This window comes from Dokdonella sp. (genome assembly GCF_017744955.1).
Taxonomy (GTDB): domain Bacteria; phylum Pseudomonadota; class Gammaproteobacteria; order Xanthomonadales; family Rhodanobacteraceae; genus Dokdonella_A.
Genome location: NZ_JAGIAG010000018.1, coordinates 183,053 through 197,087, shown reverse-complemented (window position 1 = coordinate 197,087; position 14,035 = coordinate 183,053). Strand labels below are relative to the sequence as shown.

The window sequence follows — 14,035 nt, the reverse complement described above, 5'->3', positions numbered from 1 at the left end:
GCGCATCGCACATCCGCTTTCGGTCTCAGCATGCCCACGTTTTCAGGAGAACTACGCGCGCCGGCGGACGCCCGCTACGCGATCGTCGCGAGCCGCTGGAACCCGCGCATCGTCGATGCGCTGGTCGACGGCGCGCTGCACGCGCTGCGCGAACACGGCGTCGCCGACGAGGCGATCGACCTCGTGCGCGTGCCCGGTGCCTGGGAGATCCCGCCGGCTGCGGCCCGGCTCGCCGGCGGCGGACATGCGGCGATCCTCGCGCTCGGCTGCGTCGTGCGCGGCGACACGCGCCACTACGAGCACGTCGCCGACGGCTGCGCCGAAGGCCTGATGCGCGTCGCGCTGGATTTCCGCATCCCGGTGCTGAACGGCGTGCTCGCAGTCGAACGCCATGCCGACGCGGAAGCGCGCGCCGGTGGCGCGCACGGCAACAAGGGCGAGGAGGTCGCGTTGGCGGCCTTGGAAATGGTCGACCTGTGGAGGCAACTGTGACCTCTTCGACGCAGCACCCTTCCGGCGTCGATCCCGCCGCGCGCTCGCGTGCACGCCGTCGCGCGCTGCAGGCGGTCTACGCCTGGCAGCTCAGCGGCTCGCGCATCGACGGCGTGATCGCGCAGTTCCGCCACGAGCAGGACATGCAGATCGCCGACCTGGAATATTTCGAGGATCTCGTGCGCGGCGTCGAGCGCGAGCACGGCGAACTCGACGCGGCGCTGGCGCCGTTCCTCGACCGCGAGGTCGAGCGCGTCGACCCGATCGAGCGCGCCGCGCTGCGCATCGCCGCCTACGAGATGCGCCATCGCATCGACGTGCCGTACCGCGTCGTCATCAACGAAGCGGTCGAGACGACCAAGCGCTTCGGTTCCGACCACGGCCACACCTACGTCAACGGCGTGCTCGACAAGCTCGCCGGCGTGCTGCGCGGCGCCGAGTACGCCGCCTCGCGCGCCTGACCGCGCGAGGCGCGGCATGGCCGAGTTCGACCTGATCGACCTGATCCGCGCGCGCTGCGCGATCGAGCGCGCCGATGTGCGCTTAGGTATTGGCGACGACGCAGCGATCCTGGCGCCGCCCGCAGGTCACGATCTCGTCGTCAGCACCGACACCCTGGTCGAAGGCGTGCATTTCCCGGCCTCGACCGGCGCGCGCGATCTCGGCTGGAAGGCGCTCGCGGTGAATCTTTCCGACCTCGCCGCGATGGGTGCGACGCCGGCCTGGGCGCTGCTCGCGCTGACCCTGCCGGTCGCCGATCGCGCTTTCGTGGCCGACTTCGCCGACGGGTTCGCCGAGCTGGCCGCGCAGCACCGCGTCGCCCTGGTCGGCGGCGACACCACCAGCGGGCCGCTCAGCGTGACCGTCGTCGTGCACGGTTTCGTGCCGCCGGAGCGCGCTTTGCGCCGCGACGGCGCGCGCATCGGCGACCAGGTGTTCGTGACCGGCGCGATCGGCGACGCCGCCGGCGGCCTGGCCTGCCTGGAGCGGCGCCATCCGCATCTGTTCGAAGTGCCCGCCGAGGCGCGCGAAGCCTTGATCGCACGGCTCGAGCGCCCGACGCCGCGCGTCGCCGCCGGCTCCGCACTGCGCGACAGCGCGACCGCCTGCATCGACGTCTCCGACGGCCTGCTCGCCGATCTGGGACACATCGCCGCGCGCAGCGGCGTCGGCATCGAACTCGACGCGTGGAAGCTGCCGACTTCGTCCGCGCTGCTGAGCGCGTTCGAGGAGAACGAACGCCTGGTGCTGCAGGCCGGTGGCGGCGACGACTACGAACTCGCGTTCACCGCGCCATTGGAGCGCGCGACGACGATCGAGCGCGACCTCGCGCGCCTGGGCTGCGGCGCGACGCGCATCGGCACCGTCGTCGGCGGCAGCGGCGTGCGCCTGCTCGACGCCAAGGGCGGCGAGATCCGCCTGTCCCGACGCGGCTGGAACCATTTCGCGTGAAGCTCGACGCCGCGCAGCGCCGCGCGATCCTGGCCGATCCGGCCGGCTGGATCGCCAGCGGCTTCGGCAGCGGCCTGAGCCCGTACGCGCCCGGCACGGCCGGCTCGCTCGCCGCGTTGATTCCCTGGTTCGCTCTGCGCGAACTGCCATTGCCGGCCTATGCGCTGGCGATCGTGGCGGCATTCGCGCTCGGCGTGTGGGCGTCCAATCGCGTCGTCGCGAGATTGCACATCGAGGATCCCGGCGTGATCGTCTGGGACGAATTCGTCGGCCAGTGGATCGCGCTGGCGCCGCTGCTGGTGTGGCCTTCGAACTGGCCGTGGGTCGTCGTGGCGTTCGCGCTGTTCCGCCTGTTCGACGTCACCAAGCCGTGGCCGGTGTCGTGGGCCGATCGCGCCGTGAAGGGTGGGGTCGGCGTCATGCTCGACGATGCGCTCGCCGGCGTTTACGCCGCGCTCGTCTTGAGCGCGGCGCTGTACGCGATCGCCTAGCGAGCTGTCTGCTTTTGGGCGGGAGCCGCCGTTTCCGAGAATTCGATCGTCGAGCGATGCTCGAAGGTGCCGCTGTAGTTCGACAGCTTGCCGGGCTGGGCCTGCGTGTTGATGACGTTGTAGGCCATGAAGCCGACGACGGGAAGGCCGCGCAGGGAAATGGGTTTGCCGTCGGATTGTCGACCGCCGGCCAACGAGTGCGTCTCTATTGAGCCGGTGCGGGAAGTCCCCAGCCTGAGTTCCATCCAGCCTTCGCTTGAAAACGGCATATCTTTGGTCGTCAGGTGCGAGCCCAGCACGCCGGAGGGGGTTTCTGGGATTTGTCTCTCGAGAAAGCTGACGACATTGACTTGATAGTCGAGAACTTGGCGGCATTCAGGGTAATCGCACGCCCCTAGCGCAAAGCGTTGGCCTTCGCGGTCGTGCTGAGTCATGGGAGTCCCGATGCCGGACGTGCTGTTGGAAAACGCACGATCAAAGGGGGCTATCGTGGAGTCGGGATAGAGTTGCCTGTCGACGTAGAACGCCTTGGTCGGAAAAGTGACGACCCAGTCGGTGTTCGCGCCCATGCTCGAGGCGGTCAGGAATTCGTTGTAGAGGACGTCTGCCATGAATACCGCGCTGACCGCGTCGATGCCTCGATCGTAATCGAGCGTCAGCGGCGAACCGTCGTTGGTGGCGAGGGTCGCGAGCGCGCCGTGGCGCGCGGACGCAGCCGAGTTCGCCTGCGCCAGGGTGTCCTCGGGAGGCAGCAGCACTCGATCGGTGAACCCGGCCAACGCGCTCGCGTTGTAGGAGTAGAAGATGCCGTCGCCGGCGTTCACGATCATCGCCGAGCCCATCAGGCCGTTGCTCGGCGGAAGCAAATCCGCCAGCGCAGTATCGACGCTCAGGCGGCTGCAATCCGGTGGTAGGACTTGGCCGTTCTGGTGGGGAGGCGTGATGATTTCGTCCGTATCGCTGGCGGGAATGACATCGCCGAGCGCGACGATCTCGAAATAGCCTTCGCGTACGCGCGCGATGTCTTGTGGGCCGTCGTCGGCAGGATAGTTCGGGCTTTGGCCGTCGAAGCCGTAGGTGACGAAGGACTTTTCCTTGTTCGCCCCGTCGATGCAGCTGTTGTCGTTGGTGACCAGCTTGGCACCGCTCGCCGGATCGGCCGGATCGACCGCCGAGACGGCGGCCACCCAGGTGTCGTGCGAGGCGAGGAACACCAGGAAATCGAGCGCCGGGCGGCCGTTGTAGCCTTCCAGGAAACGCACCTTCATGGCCTTGCCGATGTCGCTGGTGTTGACCACCGACAACAATGTGTCTTGATGGTTGTTGACGGTGTAGTACGGGTAGATCAGCGCTTGGCCGAGGCCCTTCGGATTCAGGCTGACGGCTGCCGCGGAACCTGCGAACAGCAAGGCGCCGAGCGCCGCCGGGATTGCACCGTTGGGGATCATGATGTCGTTTCCTCGAATTCCGGAATCGAAGCCGATGGCGTCCTGGGATGGCCAATCTGCTGCGTCGTCGGATACGGATGAGTCATATGCGTCGTCACGATCAGGCGGTCAAAGGCAAGGGCCGATATTGCCGATGCAGGTCGTGCTCGAACGATGCGCGAAAGTGCCGCTGTAGTTCGAGAGCTTGCCGGGTTGAGCCTGGGTATTGATGACGTCGTAGGCCATGAAGCCGGTGACGGGCAGGCCAAGCAGGCCAATCGAATTGCCGTCGGAAAGTTGGCCGGTAAACAAGACATGTCCGCCGCCGCCGGAGGCAAGATCGACCTGCATCCAACCCTCTGTCCGAAACGGCTCCGCATTGAGCACCAGGCGCGATCCCAGCACTCCGGAGGGAGTTCCTGCGGGCGGAGCGGTGAGAAAGCTGATGACGTTGACCTGATAGTTCAGTCGCGAGTACGGATCGGGAGAGCAGCCCGGCGAGGCAAGCTCGCATCCGCCGAGGGACGGGGATTGGATTTCGCGATCGTACTGGTTTAGGAGCGCCTTCACCGGAGCTGCGCCGTTCGTGAACGTCAGGAAGAACGGCGATATAGGCGAGGCGGGATAGAGCCGCTTGTCGACGTAGAACGCCTTGGTCGGGAAGGTGACGACCCAGTCGGTATTCGCGCCCATGCTCGAAGCGGTCAGGAACTCGTTGTAGACGGTGTCGGCCATGAACACCGCGCTGACCGCGTCGATGCCGTCGGCGTAGTCGATCGCCAGCGGCGTACCGTCGTTGGTGTAGACGGTCGCGACGGCGCCGTCGAGCGTGGATGCATTCGAGTTCGCTTGCGCGAGCGTGTCTTCCGGAGGCGTCAACGCCCGATCGGTGAACCCGGCCAGCGCACTCGCGTTGTAGGAATAGAAGATGCCGTCGCCGGCGTTCACGATCATGGCCGAGCCCATGAGGGCATTGTTCGGTGGGAGCAGATCCGCCAACGCCGCATGGGTGTTCAGGCGCTTGCAATCGGGTGGCGCGTAGTCGTCGGACCCGACGTAGCCTGACGGACTGATGATGCGTTCGGTCACACTGCCGCGAACGACGTCGCCGAGTGCGATGATCTCGAACGAGCCTTCGCGAACCCGCGCGATGTCTTGCGGACCGTCGTCGGCCGGAAAGCTCGGGCTTTGGCCGTCGAAGCCGTAAGTGACGAAGGGCTTCTCCTTGTTCGCTCCGTCGATGCAACTGGTGTCGTTGGTGACCAGTTTGGCGCCGCTGGCCGGATCGGCCGGATCGACCGCCGAGACGGCGGCCACCCAGGTGTCGTACGGAGCGAGGAACACCAGGAAATCCAGCGCCGGACGGCCGTTGTAGCCCTCCAGGAAGCGCACCTTCAGCGCCTTGCCGGTGTCGCCGGTGTTGATCACCGACAGCAGCGTGTCCTGGTGGTTGTTGACCGTGTAGTATGGATAGATCAGCGCCTGGCCGAGACCTCGCGGGCTCAGGCTAACGGCGAATGCGCAGCCGGCGGACAGCGCGCCGGCGATTCCCATGACAAGTCTGTACATGGATTCCGTCCCCAGTCGTCGTGATGTATTGCGAACTCTAGTGGATTCGGTCTTGCGAATCCGCGCACTTCCGTATCGCGCTTGATCGTACCTATCGGCACGAGCGCTTGCGTTTTGTAAGGACGCGCGCGACGCCGCCGGGCGTCGCGCGCGCCATTGAGCTAACTGCCTAGGCGGACCGCTGTGGCGATCATTCCACCGATATCTAGCGAGCCGTCTGCTTTTGTGCGGGAGCCGCCGTTTCCGAGAAGTCGATCGTCGAACGATGCTCGAAGGTGCCGCTGTAGTTCGACAGCTTGCCGGGCTGGGCCTGCGTATTGATGACGTTGTAGGCCATGAAGCCGACGACGGGGAGGCCGTTCAATTGGACATTCGCGCCGTCCAGTGTCCGTCCGCCGCTCAACGCGTGCCCGCCGTCGTGCGTCGCAAGATCGACCCTCATCCAACCTTCCTCCCAGAACGGCTCCACATGAGCGGTCAGGTGAGAGCCGAGTACGCCGGAAGGCGCTCTTGCGTCCGGATTCGGAAGAAATCCGACGACGTTGACTTGATGTTCGAAGAACGGTCGGAAAGCGAGGCAGCTCGGGCCGGGAACGGCTTCGCAAGCTTCGGGAGACGACTGGCTTTTGCGGTCGTACTGGGTTGCGCTGGTGGTCGCTCTGGAGCGGCCGTCGGTGAATGGTTCGAAAAAAGGTGCGGTGGTGGAAGAAGGATAGGTCTGCTTGTCGACGTAGAACGCCTTGGTCGGAAAAGTGACGACCCAGTCGGTGTTCGCGCCCATGCTCGAGGCGGTCAGGAATTCGTTGTAGAGGGTGTCGGCCATGAGCGCCGCGCTGACCGCGTCGATGCCTCGGTCGTAGTCGAGCGTCAGCGGCGAACCGTCATTGGTGGAAATGGTCGCGACGGCGCCGTGGCGCCTGGACGCCGCCGAATTCGCTTGTGCGAGTGTGTCTTCGGGAGGCATCAGCACTCGATCGGTGAACCCGGTCAGCGCACTCGCGTTGTAGGAGTAGAAGATGCCGTCGCCGGCGTTCACGATCATCGCGGAGCCCATCAGGCCGTCGTTCGGCGGGATCAGATCCGCCAGCGCCGCGTCGACGTTCAGGCGGCTGCAGTCGGGCGGCAGGATCTGGCCGCTTTGGTACGAGGGCGAGATGATTTCACTCGTATCGCTGGCGGGATCGACATCGCCGAGCGTGACGATCTCGAAATAGCCTTCGCGTACGCGCGCGATGTCTTGCGGGCCGCCGTCGGCCGGAAAACCCGGGCTTTGGCCGTCGAAGCCGTAGGTCACGAAGGTTTTTTCCTTGTTCGACCCGTCGATGCAGCTGTTGTCGTTGGTGACCAGCTTGGCGCCGCTCGTCGGATCGGCCGGATCGACCGCCGAGACGGCGGCCACCCAGGTGTCGAGCGGGGCGAGGAACACCAGGAAATCCAGCGCCGGGCGGCCGTTGTAGCCTTCCAGGAAGCGCACCTTCAGCGCCTTGCCGGTGTTGCCGGTGTTGATCACCGACAGCAGTGTGTCCTGATGGTTGTTGACCGTGTAGTACGGGTAGATCAACGCCTGGCCGAGGCCCTTCGGATTCAGGCTGACGGCCGCAGCGGGTCCTATGGACAACAAGGCGCCGAGCGCCGCGGGGATTGCACAATTGCGGATCATGATGTCGTTTCCTCGAATTCCGGAATCGAAGCTGATGGCGCCTTAGAGTGATCGGTCTGCTGCGTTTCCGGACGTGGATGGGTCATGTGCGGTGCCGCGATCCGGCCCGGTCAAAGGCAAGGGCCAACATTGCCGATACAGGCCATCTGGGAACGATGCGCGAAGGTGCCGCTGTAGTTCGAGAGCTTGCCGGGCTGCGCCTGGGTATTGATGACGTTGTAGGCCATGAAGCCGGTGGCGGGCAGGCCGAGCAAGTAAACTGAGCTGCCGTCGGGAAGCTGGCCGCGATTCAGGCTATGCCCACCATCGCCGTAGGCAAGATCGATTTGCATCCAGCCCTCCGCTCGGAACGGCTTCGCATTGGCCGTCAAGCGCGAACCCAGCACTCCGGAGGGGGTTCCTGTCGGCGGGTCGGCGAGAAAGCTGACGACGTTGACTTGATACCGGAGCAAATCATCAACGATTCCGCAGTTCGGATCGCCTCCAGAGCAGCCGGAAATGGTTTGCTGGTCGCTTTCACGGCCGGTCTGAAAGAAATTAGTTGTTACCGGAGACACGCCGTCCTTGAACGGCACGACGAAAGGCGACGTCCGCGAGGCGGGATAGAGGAGCTTGTCGACGTGGAACGCCTTGGTCGGGAAGGTGACGACCCAGTCGGTGCTCGCGCCCATGCTCGAGGCGGTCAGGAACTCGTTGTAGACGGTGTCGGCCATGAACACCGCGCTGACCGCGTCGATGCCGTCGGCGTAGTCGATCGGCAGCGGCGTACCGTCGTTGGTGTAGACGGTCGCGACGGCACCGTCGAGCGTGGATGCATTCGAGTTCGCTTGCGCGAGCGTGTCTTCCGGAGGCGTCAACGCCCGATCGGTGAACCCGGCCAGCGCGCTGGCGTTGTAGGAATAGAAGATGCCGTCGCCGGCATTCACGATCATCGTCGAACCCATCAGCGCATTGGTCGGCGCGACCAGGCCCGCCAGTGCCGCGTCGACGTCAAGATGTTCGCAATCGGGCGGCACGTAGTCGCCGGACGCGGAGCGCGACGGGCTGATGCGGCGCTCCGTCGTGCTGCTGCGGACGACGTCGCCGAGTGCGATGATCTCGAACGAGCCTTCGCGTACGCGCGCGATCTCTTGCGGACCGTCGTCGGCCGGAAAACCCGGGCTTTGGCCGTCGAAGCCGTAGGTCACGAAGGGCTTTTCCTTGTTCGCCCCGTCGATGCAGCTGTCGTCGTTGGTGACCAGCTTGGCGCCGCTCGCTGGATCGGCCGGATCGACCGCCGAGACGGCGGCCACCCAGGTGTCGTGCGGCGCGAGGAACACCAGGAAATCCAGCGCCGTGCGGCCGTTGTAGCCTTCCAGGAAGCGCACCTTCAGCGCCTTGCCGGTGTCGCCGGTGTTGATCACCGACAGCAGCGTGTCCTGGTGGTTGTTGACCGTGTAGTACGGATAGATCAGCGCCTGGCCGAGGCCTCTCGGATTGAGGCTGACGGCGGTGGCGGAACCTGCGAACAGCGCAGCAGCAATCGCAGCGACGAGTTTGGTCGGCATGGCATCCCTCCCGAAATGGTGATCAACCGCGGAACTCTACCCCGTTCGGCCGTGCGATGGGATGCAGGTATCGTCAATCGGTGTCGTGAGATCGTCGAGCGCGCCGGTTTCGGTATTCGTACTCCTCCGCGGCCGGCCGTGCCGCTCAGGGCAGCAGCTTGCCCGGATTCAAGATCCCGTCCGGATCGAATTCGCGCTTGATCGCGCGCATCAGCCCGAGCGCGTGCGCGTCGAGGGCGCGTGGCATGAAGGCGCGCTTGGCGAGACCGATGCCGTGCTCGCCGGAGAGCGTGCCGTCGAGGCCGATCACCGCATCGAACACTTCACCGAGCGCGGCGTCGGCGCGGGCGAGTTCGGCCGCGTCGCGCGGCAGCAGGTTCACGTGCAGGTTGCCGTTGCCGGCATGGCCGAAGCAGACGATCGGCAGCGCATGCTTCGTCGCGATCGCGCGCGTGGCGGCGACCAGTTCCGGCACGCGGCTGACCGGCACGACCACGTCCTCGTTGATCTTGTTCGGCGACAGCGTGCGCAGCGCCGGCGACAGCGCCTTGCGCGCGGCCCACAGTGCGGCGACTTCACCGTCGTTCGCGGCGATCGCGAGTTCGGCGAGACCCTCGCCGCGCGCCGCGCGCGCGACCGCGTCGACCGCCGGTGCCAGCGTGTCGGGCTCGCCGTCGACCTCGATCACCAGCATCGCGCCGGCGAGCGGGATCGCCTCGCCGCCGTGCGCGCGCGCCAGCGCCAGGCACTGGTCGTCGAGGAATTCGAGCGCGCACGGCGCGACCGGCTGCGCCATGATGCGCGCGACCGCGCGTGCCGCGGCGGCGACGTCGACGTAGGTCGCGCGCAAGGTGCGCTTCGCCGACGGCAGCGGAACCAGTTTCAGCGTGGCCTCGGTCACGATCGCCAGCGTGCCTTCCGAGCCGATCAGTAGGCGCGTCAGGTCGTAGCCGGTGGCGCCCTTCGTCGTCGGCGTGCCGCAGCGGAAGTCGGCGCCGGTACCGGCGACGGCGCGCAGGGCGAGCACGTTGTCGCGCGTCGCGCCGTACTTCACGGCGCGCGGGCCGCCGGCGTTGCAGGCGATGTTGCCGGCGACCGTGCAGTAGGGCGCGGAGGTCGGGTCCGGCGGCCAGAACAGACGGTGCGGCGCGAGCGCGGCCTGCAGGTCGCCGTTGAGCACGCCGGGCTCGACCACCGCGAGGCGATCGTCCGGGTCGATGCGCAACACGCGGTTCATGCGCTCGAAGCTGGCCACCACGCCGCCTTCGACCGGCACGCTGGCGCCGGTGGTATTGGTGCCGCGGCCGCGCGCGACCAGCGGGATGCGATGCGCGCGGCATGCCTGCACCAGCGCGGCGACTTCCGCGTGCGTCGCCGGAAACACGACCGCGTCGGGCATCGCCTGCCGGCGCGAGTTGTCGTAGCCGTAGACGAGGCGCTCGCTTGCCTCGGTGCGCAGCGCGTCGTCGGCGAAGACGCGTTGCAGGTCGGCGAGGGCGGCGGACGAAAGCGGCATGCGAGCGATCCGGGGAGGGAGCGAGGCGCCGGTCAGCCCTCGTCCTTGCCCCTCGCCTCGACGTACTCGAACACCTTCACCACGCGCTCGACGCCGCTGACGTCGCGCGCGATGCCGACGACCGCATCGGATTCCTCGTTGGTGACCTTGCCCATCAGGTAGACCGTGCGATGAGCGGTGGTGACGTTGACGCGCGTCGGATCGAAGCCGCGCAAGCTGGTCAGATCGAGCAGGGCGGTCTTCACGTGCGCGGTGATCGTGTTGTCGCGCCGGCGCGACCAGAACCCTTCCGGCTCGCGCACGTCCAGTTCGTTGACGATGCGGCGCGTGCCCTCGAAGCCGCCGACGAGACGCTCGGCGCGCGCCTTCAGTTCCGGCGTGCGCACTTCGCCCACCAGCAGCATCGTGCCGTTGTAGACGACGATGATCACGCTGTTCTTCAGCGCGAGCTCCTTGTCCTTGTTCAATGAGTCGTAGGCGCTCAGGTAAATGCGCTTGTCGTCCGCCCAGGTGCCGACGCCGCGGCGGTCGTGCGCCGCGCTGACGCCGGCGGCGGCACCGCCGGCCACGGCCAGGAAGCAGCCGCCGAGCAGCGGAGCGAGCGAGAGCAGGAACAGCCAGCGGAGCAGTCGTGTGTGCATGTGTCTTCCTTCTGCGTCGTCCCTGACTGCGAGAGTCGAAGGCGACTTCCCGGTCGCGCTTCTCAAAAGGCCTCGAACGCGTTGCGGCGCCAGTCGATCTCCGGCGCGTCGTCGCCGCCGGCGATCGCGAGCACGTCGAAACGGCAGGCGCGATCGGCGAGGCGCGGCCGTTGCGCCAGGTAGACCTCGGCGGCGCGGACGAGTTTCGCGCGCTTGGTCGCGCCGACCGAATCGATCCCGCTGCCGTAGCCGCCGCGCGCGCCGGCACCGCGACGGTAGCGCACTTCGACGAAGACGACGACCTCGCCCTCGCGCATGACCAGGTCGATCTCGCCCCAGCGGCAGGAGAAATTGCGTTCGATCAGCGCGAGGCCGGCGCGCTGCAGGTGCGCCAGGGCGAGGTCTTCGTAGTGCGCGCCGGCGGTCTGCGTCGCGCTGCCGGCGCGCAGTTTCATTGGAACTGCATCGGCGCGGTGTTGAGCGCGCCTTCGGCCGGCTGCGGCATGCCGTTGACGAAACGCGCCCAGCTGACCAGGCGATGCACGCGGCCGAAGTTGTCGGCGGTGAGCTCGCCGGTGGCGCCGCCGAGGTAGGCGTCCGGATGCGCGATCAGCCAGTCGACGTAGGGCAGCAGCGCGTAGGCATCCATGCCGAACGCGAACAGGCGCGCGCCGACGCCGTTCGCGCTGGCGATCTGGCCGGAGATCACGCTGCGCTCGGGCCGGCCCGGCAGCGGGCCGAACAACCACGGCGCGTCGCAGAATTCGACGCCGTCGAGATCGCGATCGAGCGTGGCGTTGCTGTCGCCGGCGTAGATGTGCGAGGTGGCGAACACCGGCGCCGTCACGTTGGCGATCTTCATCTGCGGCACCAGCAGCCGCGCCTGTTGCGGACGCATGCTGATGAACACGGCGCCGTCGGCGCCGAGGCTCGCGGTCGCCTGCGTGATCGAGGTGGCGTAGTTGATTTCCTTCTCGCGCAGGCGCGACTCGCCGGTGATCGCGCCGCCGCCGGCCTCGAACTGCGCGCGGAACGCGCGCGCGGCGCGCTCGGCCCAGTCGGCCTCGGCGATGAGGATCGCCGCGTTGCGGATGCCGCGCTCGCGCAGGCGCTCGGCGACCTGCGCGCCTTCGGCTTCCGGTAGCAGGCCGTACTCGGCGCTGCCGGGCGGCGGCACTTCGCCGGTGTCCGGATGGTTCAGCGCCAGCACGTGCGCGGTCAGCGGCTGGTGGAAGAGTGCGCCGACCGACTCGCGCTGGAGCGGGCCGACCACGCGATCGGCACCGTCGCCGACCGCCTTCGTGTAGGCGGCGACGGCTTCTTCGGGCGTCTTGCCGGCATCGTAGATGCGCAGTTCGGGGCGACGCTCGGGCGCATCGGTGAAGTAGGCGGCGAGGAAGCCGTCGCGGATCGCGTTCGCCACGCCGGCGAGCTGCGCGTTCAGCGGCAGCAGCAGCGCGACGCGTTTGGCCGGCTGGTAGCCTTCGGCCTCGAGCGCGCCGTCCTGGCCCGGACGCATCGTGCCGACCGGCTGGCTCGGCCGCGGCAGTTCGCGCGCCAGCGCGTGGCCTTGCTTGCGCAACGCCTGCTCGATCCACGGCCGCAGGGGATCGTTCGGCGCCAGCTGGTCGAAGCGCGATTTCAGCGCATTCGCGTCCAGCGTCGCCAGCGTGTCCTGCAGCTGCTTGCGGTTCTGTTCGCGATCGGCGCCGCCGAGCAGGCGGTCGAGCTGGGCGCGCGTCTGCGCCGAGGCGAAGGCGTCGCCGCCGGCGACGTCGGCGCGGGCGCGCAGTTCGAGCGCGCGCAGGCGCAGGTTCGGCGGCGCGTCCTGGTCGATGGTCAAGAGGGCCAGCGCGCGCGGCGCGTCGCCGCGCTTGAGGGCGATTTCGGCGTCGAGCAGGTCGAGCCGCAGCGGTTCGTCGCCGTGCAGGCGGCGGCGCTTGACGTCGTCCAGCGCGCGAGCGGCGCCGTCGAGGTCGCCGAGTTCGCGCAGCGCCTCGGCGGCGCGCAGCTGATAGTGCGCGGCGGAATCGCCGCGATGCGTGCGCGCCAGATCGAGGAACGCGCCCGCGGCGCGCTCAAAATCGCCTTGTTCGTAGAACTGTTCGGCGCGGTCGGCGTCCGGCGAGGAAACTTCCGGCGAGGCGCTGGGTCCGAAGTCGGACATCGTCGCGCAGGCCGACAGCAGCAGGACCAGCAGGCCGGTGGCCGCGCCGCGCGCGAAAGTCGAAGTTCCGGGCAGGCGAAGCGTCATGGGCAGTCCGAGCGCAAAAGGGGCAACGCTGCGATGATAGCCGATCGCAGCCGCGCTCCCGGCGGCACCCAAGGAGAACGAATGTGTCGAACGGACGCCTGTGGGTCGTCGCGACGCCGATCGGCAACCTAGAGGACCTGTCGCCGCGCGCGCGGGAGACCTTGCGCGCGGTCGGCCTGATCGCCGCCGAGGACACGCGCCACAGCGCGCCGCTGCTGGCGCAGGCCGGCGCGCAGGCGCGCGCGCTCGCCCTACACGAGCACAACGAGCACGAGCAGGCCGCGCGCATCGTCGAGCATCTGCGCGGCGGCGGCGACGTCGCCCTGATCTCCGACGCCGGCACGCCGCTGGTCAGCGATCCGGGCTATCGCCTGGTGCGTGCCGCGCGCGCCGCCGGTTGCGAGGTCTCGCCGGTGCCGGGACCGTGCGCGGCGATCGCGGCGCTGTCGGTCGCGGGGCTGGCCAGCGACCGGTTCGTGTTCGAGGGCTTCCTGCCGGCGAAGTCCTCGGCGCGGCGCGAGCGTCTGCAATCGCTCGTCGCGGAGACGCGGACCTTGATCTTCTACGAGTCCAGCCATCGCATCCTGGAGTCGCTGGCGGATTTGCGCACGGTGTTCGGCGATGCGCGCGAGGCGGTGCTGGCGCGCGAACTGACCAAGCTGTTCGAGACGATTCTCGCCGCGCCGCTCGGCGAACTCGCCGCACGCGTCGAGGCCGACGCGAACCAGCAGCGCGGCGAGTTCGTCGTACTGGTCGCCGGCGCGAGCGGCGAGGATGCCGAGGCGGAACTCGCCGAAGGCCGCCGCGTATTCGCCCTGTTGCGCGAGGAATTGCCGCCGGCGCGCGCGGCCAAACTCGCCGCCGCGATCACCGGTGCGCCGCGCAAGCGGCTGTACGAGGGGTAGCGGCATACGTTGGCGCCGCGCCGCTCGTGTGAAGCCGGCCCGTTTGAGAAGCATTTCTCTCGCAGAGACGCAGAGACGCAG

The 14,035-nt window shown here is 67.8% G+C and carries 13 protein-coding genes; 5 read left to right on the top strand and 8 right to left on the bottom strand.

Translation table 11 applies throughout. The features are described from left to right. Positions 1 to 30: 30 nt before the first annotated feature. The 4 genes from ribH to J7520_RS19415 are packed head-to-tail and all read left to right on the top strand — an operon-like array spanning position 31 to position 2,435. Entirely contained in the window at positions 31 to 492 is a 462-nt protein-coding gene (ribH, locus tag J7520_RS19430) for a 6,7-dimethyl-8-ribityllumazine synthase (protein ID WP_291192082.1), read from the top strand. Then, entirely contained in the window at positions 489 to 953 is a 465-nt protein-coding gene (gene nusB, locus J7520_RS19425) for a transcription antitermination factor NusB (RefSeq protein WP_291192080.1), read from the top strand. Before ribH ends, nusB begins: the two co-directional genes overlap by 4 nt. Before the next feature lie 16 nt (positions 954 to 969). Beyond that, a complete protein-coding gene (gene thiL, locus J7520_RS19420; protein ID WP_291192078.1) occupies positions 970 to 1,944 on the top strand; it encodes a thiamine-phosphate kinase in 975 nt (324 codons plus the stop codon). Beyond that, positions 1,941 to 2,435 carry a phosphatidylglycerophosphatase A gene (locus tag J7520_RS19415; RefSeq protein ID WP_291192076.1) on the top strand — a complete coding sequence of 165 codons (495 nt, stop codon included), beginning with the start codon at positions 1,941 to 1,943 and terminating at the stop codon, positions 2,433 to 2,435. The genes thiL and J7520_RS19415 overlap by 4 nt, the downstream gene beginning before the upstream one ends. On the opposite strand, the gene J7520_RS19410 is transcribed toward J7520_RS19415, so the two are convergent. From J7520_RS19410 to J7520_RS19375, 8 genes are all read right to left on the bottom strand, one after another. Next, positions 2,432 to 3,883 carry a hypothetical protein gene (locus tag J7520_RS19410; protein ID WP_291192074.1) on the bottom strand — a complete coding sequence of 484 codons (1,452 nt, stop codon included), beginning with the start codon at positions 3,881 to 3,883 and terminating at the stop codon, positions 2,432 to 2,434. The two genes, J7520_RS19415 and J7520_RS19410, sit on opposite strands and share 4 nt — an antisense overlap. Positions 3,884 to 3,991: 108 nt before the next feature. Continuing rightward, positions 3,992 to 5,416, bottom strand: a complete 1,425-nt coding sequence (locus tag J7520_RS19405; RefSeq protein WP_291192072.1) for a hypothetical protein — start codon at positions 5,414 to 5,416, stop codon at positions 3,992 to 3,994. Positions 5,417 to 5,636: 220 nt separating this feature from the next. Then, positions 5,637 to 7,091, bottom strand: coding sequence for a hypothetical protein (locus tag J7520_RS19400; RefSeq protein WP_291192070.1), 1,455 nt, complete (start codon positions 7,089 to 7,091; stop codon positions 5,637 to 5,639). Between the two features lie 110 nt (positions 7,092 to 7,201). Further along, positions 7,202 to 8,494 carry a hypothetical protein gene (locus J7520_RS19395; RefSeq protein WP_291192068.1) on the bottom strand — a complete coding sequence of 431 codons (1,293 nt, stop codon included), beginning with the start codon at positions 8,492 to 8,494 and terminating at the stop codon, positions 7,202 to 7,204. Positions 8,495 to 8,783: 289 nt separating this feature from the next. Further along, positions 8,784 to 10,154: an FAD-linked oxidase C-terminal domain-containing protein gene (locus J7520_RS19390; protein WP_291192066.1), complete on the bottom strand. Its 1,371-nt coding sequence runs from the start codon at positions 10,152 to 10,154 to the stop codon at positions 8,784 to 8,786. A gap of 32 nt (positions 10,155 to 10,186) precedes the next feature. Then, on the bottom strand, positions 10,187 to 10,795 hold the full coding sequence (locus tag J7520_RS19385) for a BON domain-containing protein (protein WP_291192064.1): 609 nt from the start codon (positions 10,793 to 10,795) through the stop codon (positions 10,187 to 10,189). 62 nt (positions 10,796 to 10,857) lie between these two features. After that, positions 10,858 to 11,250, bottom strand: coding sequence for a YraN family protein (locus J7520_RS19380; RefSeq protein ID WP_291192062.1), 393 nt, complete (start codon positions 11,248 to 11,250; stop codon positions 10,858 to 10,860). Continuing rightward, complete coding sequence (locus tag J7520_RS19375; RefSeq protein ID WP_291192060.1) at positions 11,247 to 13,049, bottom strand: penicillin-binding protein activator; 1,803 nt, start codon at positions 13,047 to 13,049, stop codon at positions 11,247 to 11,249. The genes J7520_RS19380 and J7520_RS19375 overlap by 4 nt, the downstream gene beginning before the upstream one ends. 83 nt (positions 13,050 to 13,132) lie before the next feature. On the opposite strand from J7520_RS19375, the gene rsmI reads away from it, so the two are divergent. Next, positions 13,133 to 13,954 carry a 16S rRNA (cytidine(1402)-2'-O)-methyltransferase gene (gene rsmI / locus J7520_RS19370; RefSeq protein WP_291192058.1) on the top strand — a complete coding sequence of 274 codons (822 nt, stop codon included), beginning with the start codon at positions 13,133 to 13,135 and terminating at the stop codon, positions 13,952 to 13,954. Positions 13,955 to 14,035 lie beyond the last annotated feature (81 nt).

Bases quoted from the DNA above. Each gene is read 5' to 3' on its own strand.
- ribH (WP_291192082.1), top strand. From the start codon at position 31: ATGCCCACGTTTTCAGGAGAACTACGCGCGCCGGCGGACGCCCGCTAC.
- thiL (WP_291192078.1), top strand. From the start codon at position 970: ATGGCCGAGTTCGACCTGATCGACCTGATCCGCGCGCGCTGCGCGATC.
- J7520_RS19410 (WP_291192074.1), bottom strand. From the start codon at position 3,883: ATGATCCCCAACGGTGCAATCCCGGCGGCGCTCGGCGCCTTGCTGTTC.
- J7520_RS19405 (WP_291192072.1), bottom strand. From the start codon at position 5,416: ATGGGAATCGCCGGCGCGCTGTCCGCCGGCTGCGCATTCGCCGTTAGC.
- J7520_RS19400 (WP_291192070.1), bottom strand. From the start codon at position 7,091: ATGATCCGCAATTGTGCAATCCCCGCGGCGCTCGGCGCCTTGTTGTCC.
- J7520_RS19390 (WP_291192066.1), bottom strand. From the start codon at position 10,154: ATGCCGCTTTCGTCCGCCGCCCTCGCCGACCTGCAACGCGTCTTCGCC.
- J7520_RS19385 (WP_291192064.1), bottom strand. From the start codon at position 10,795: ATGCACACACGACTGCTCCGCTGGCTGTTCCTGCTCTCGCTCGCTCCG.
- J7520_RS19380 (WP_291192062.1), bottom strand. From the start codon at position 11,250: ATGAAACTGCGCGCCGGCAGCGCGACGCAGACCGCCGGCGCGCACTAC.
- J7520_RS19375 (WP_291192060.1), bottom strand. From the start codon at position 13,049: ATGACGCTTCGCCTGCCCGGAACTTCGACTTTCGCGCGCGGCGCGGCC.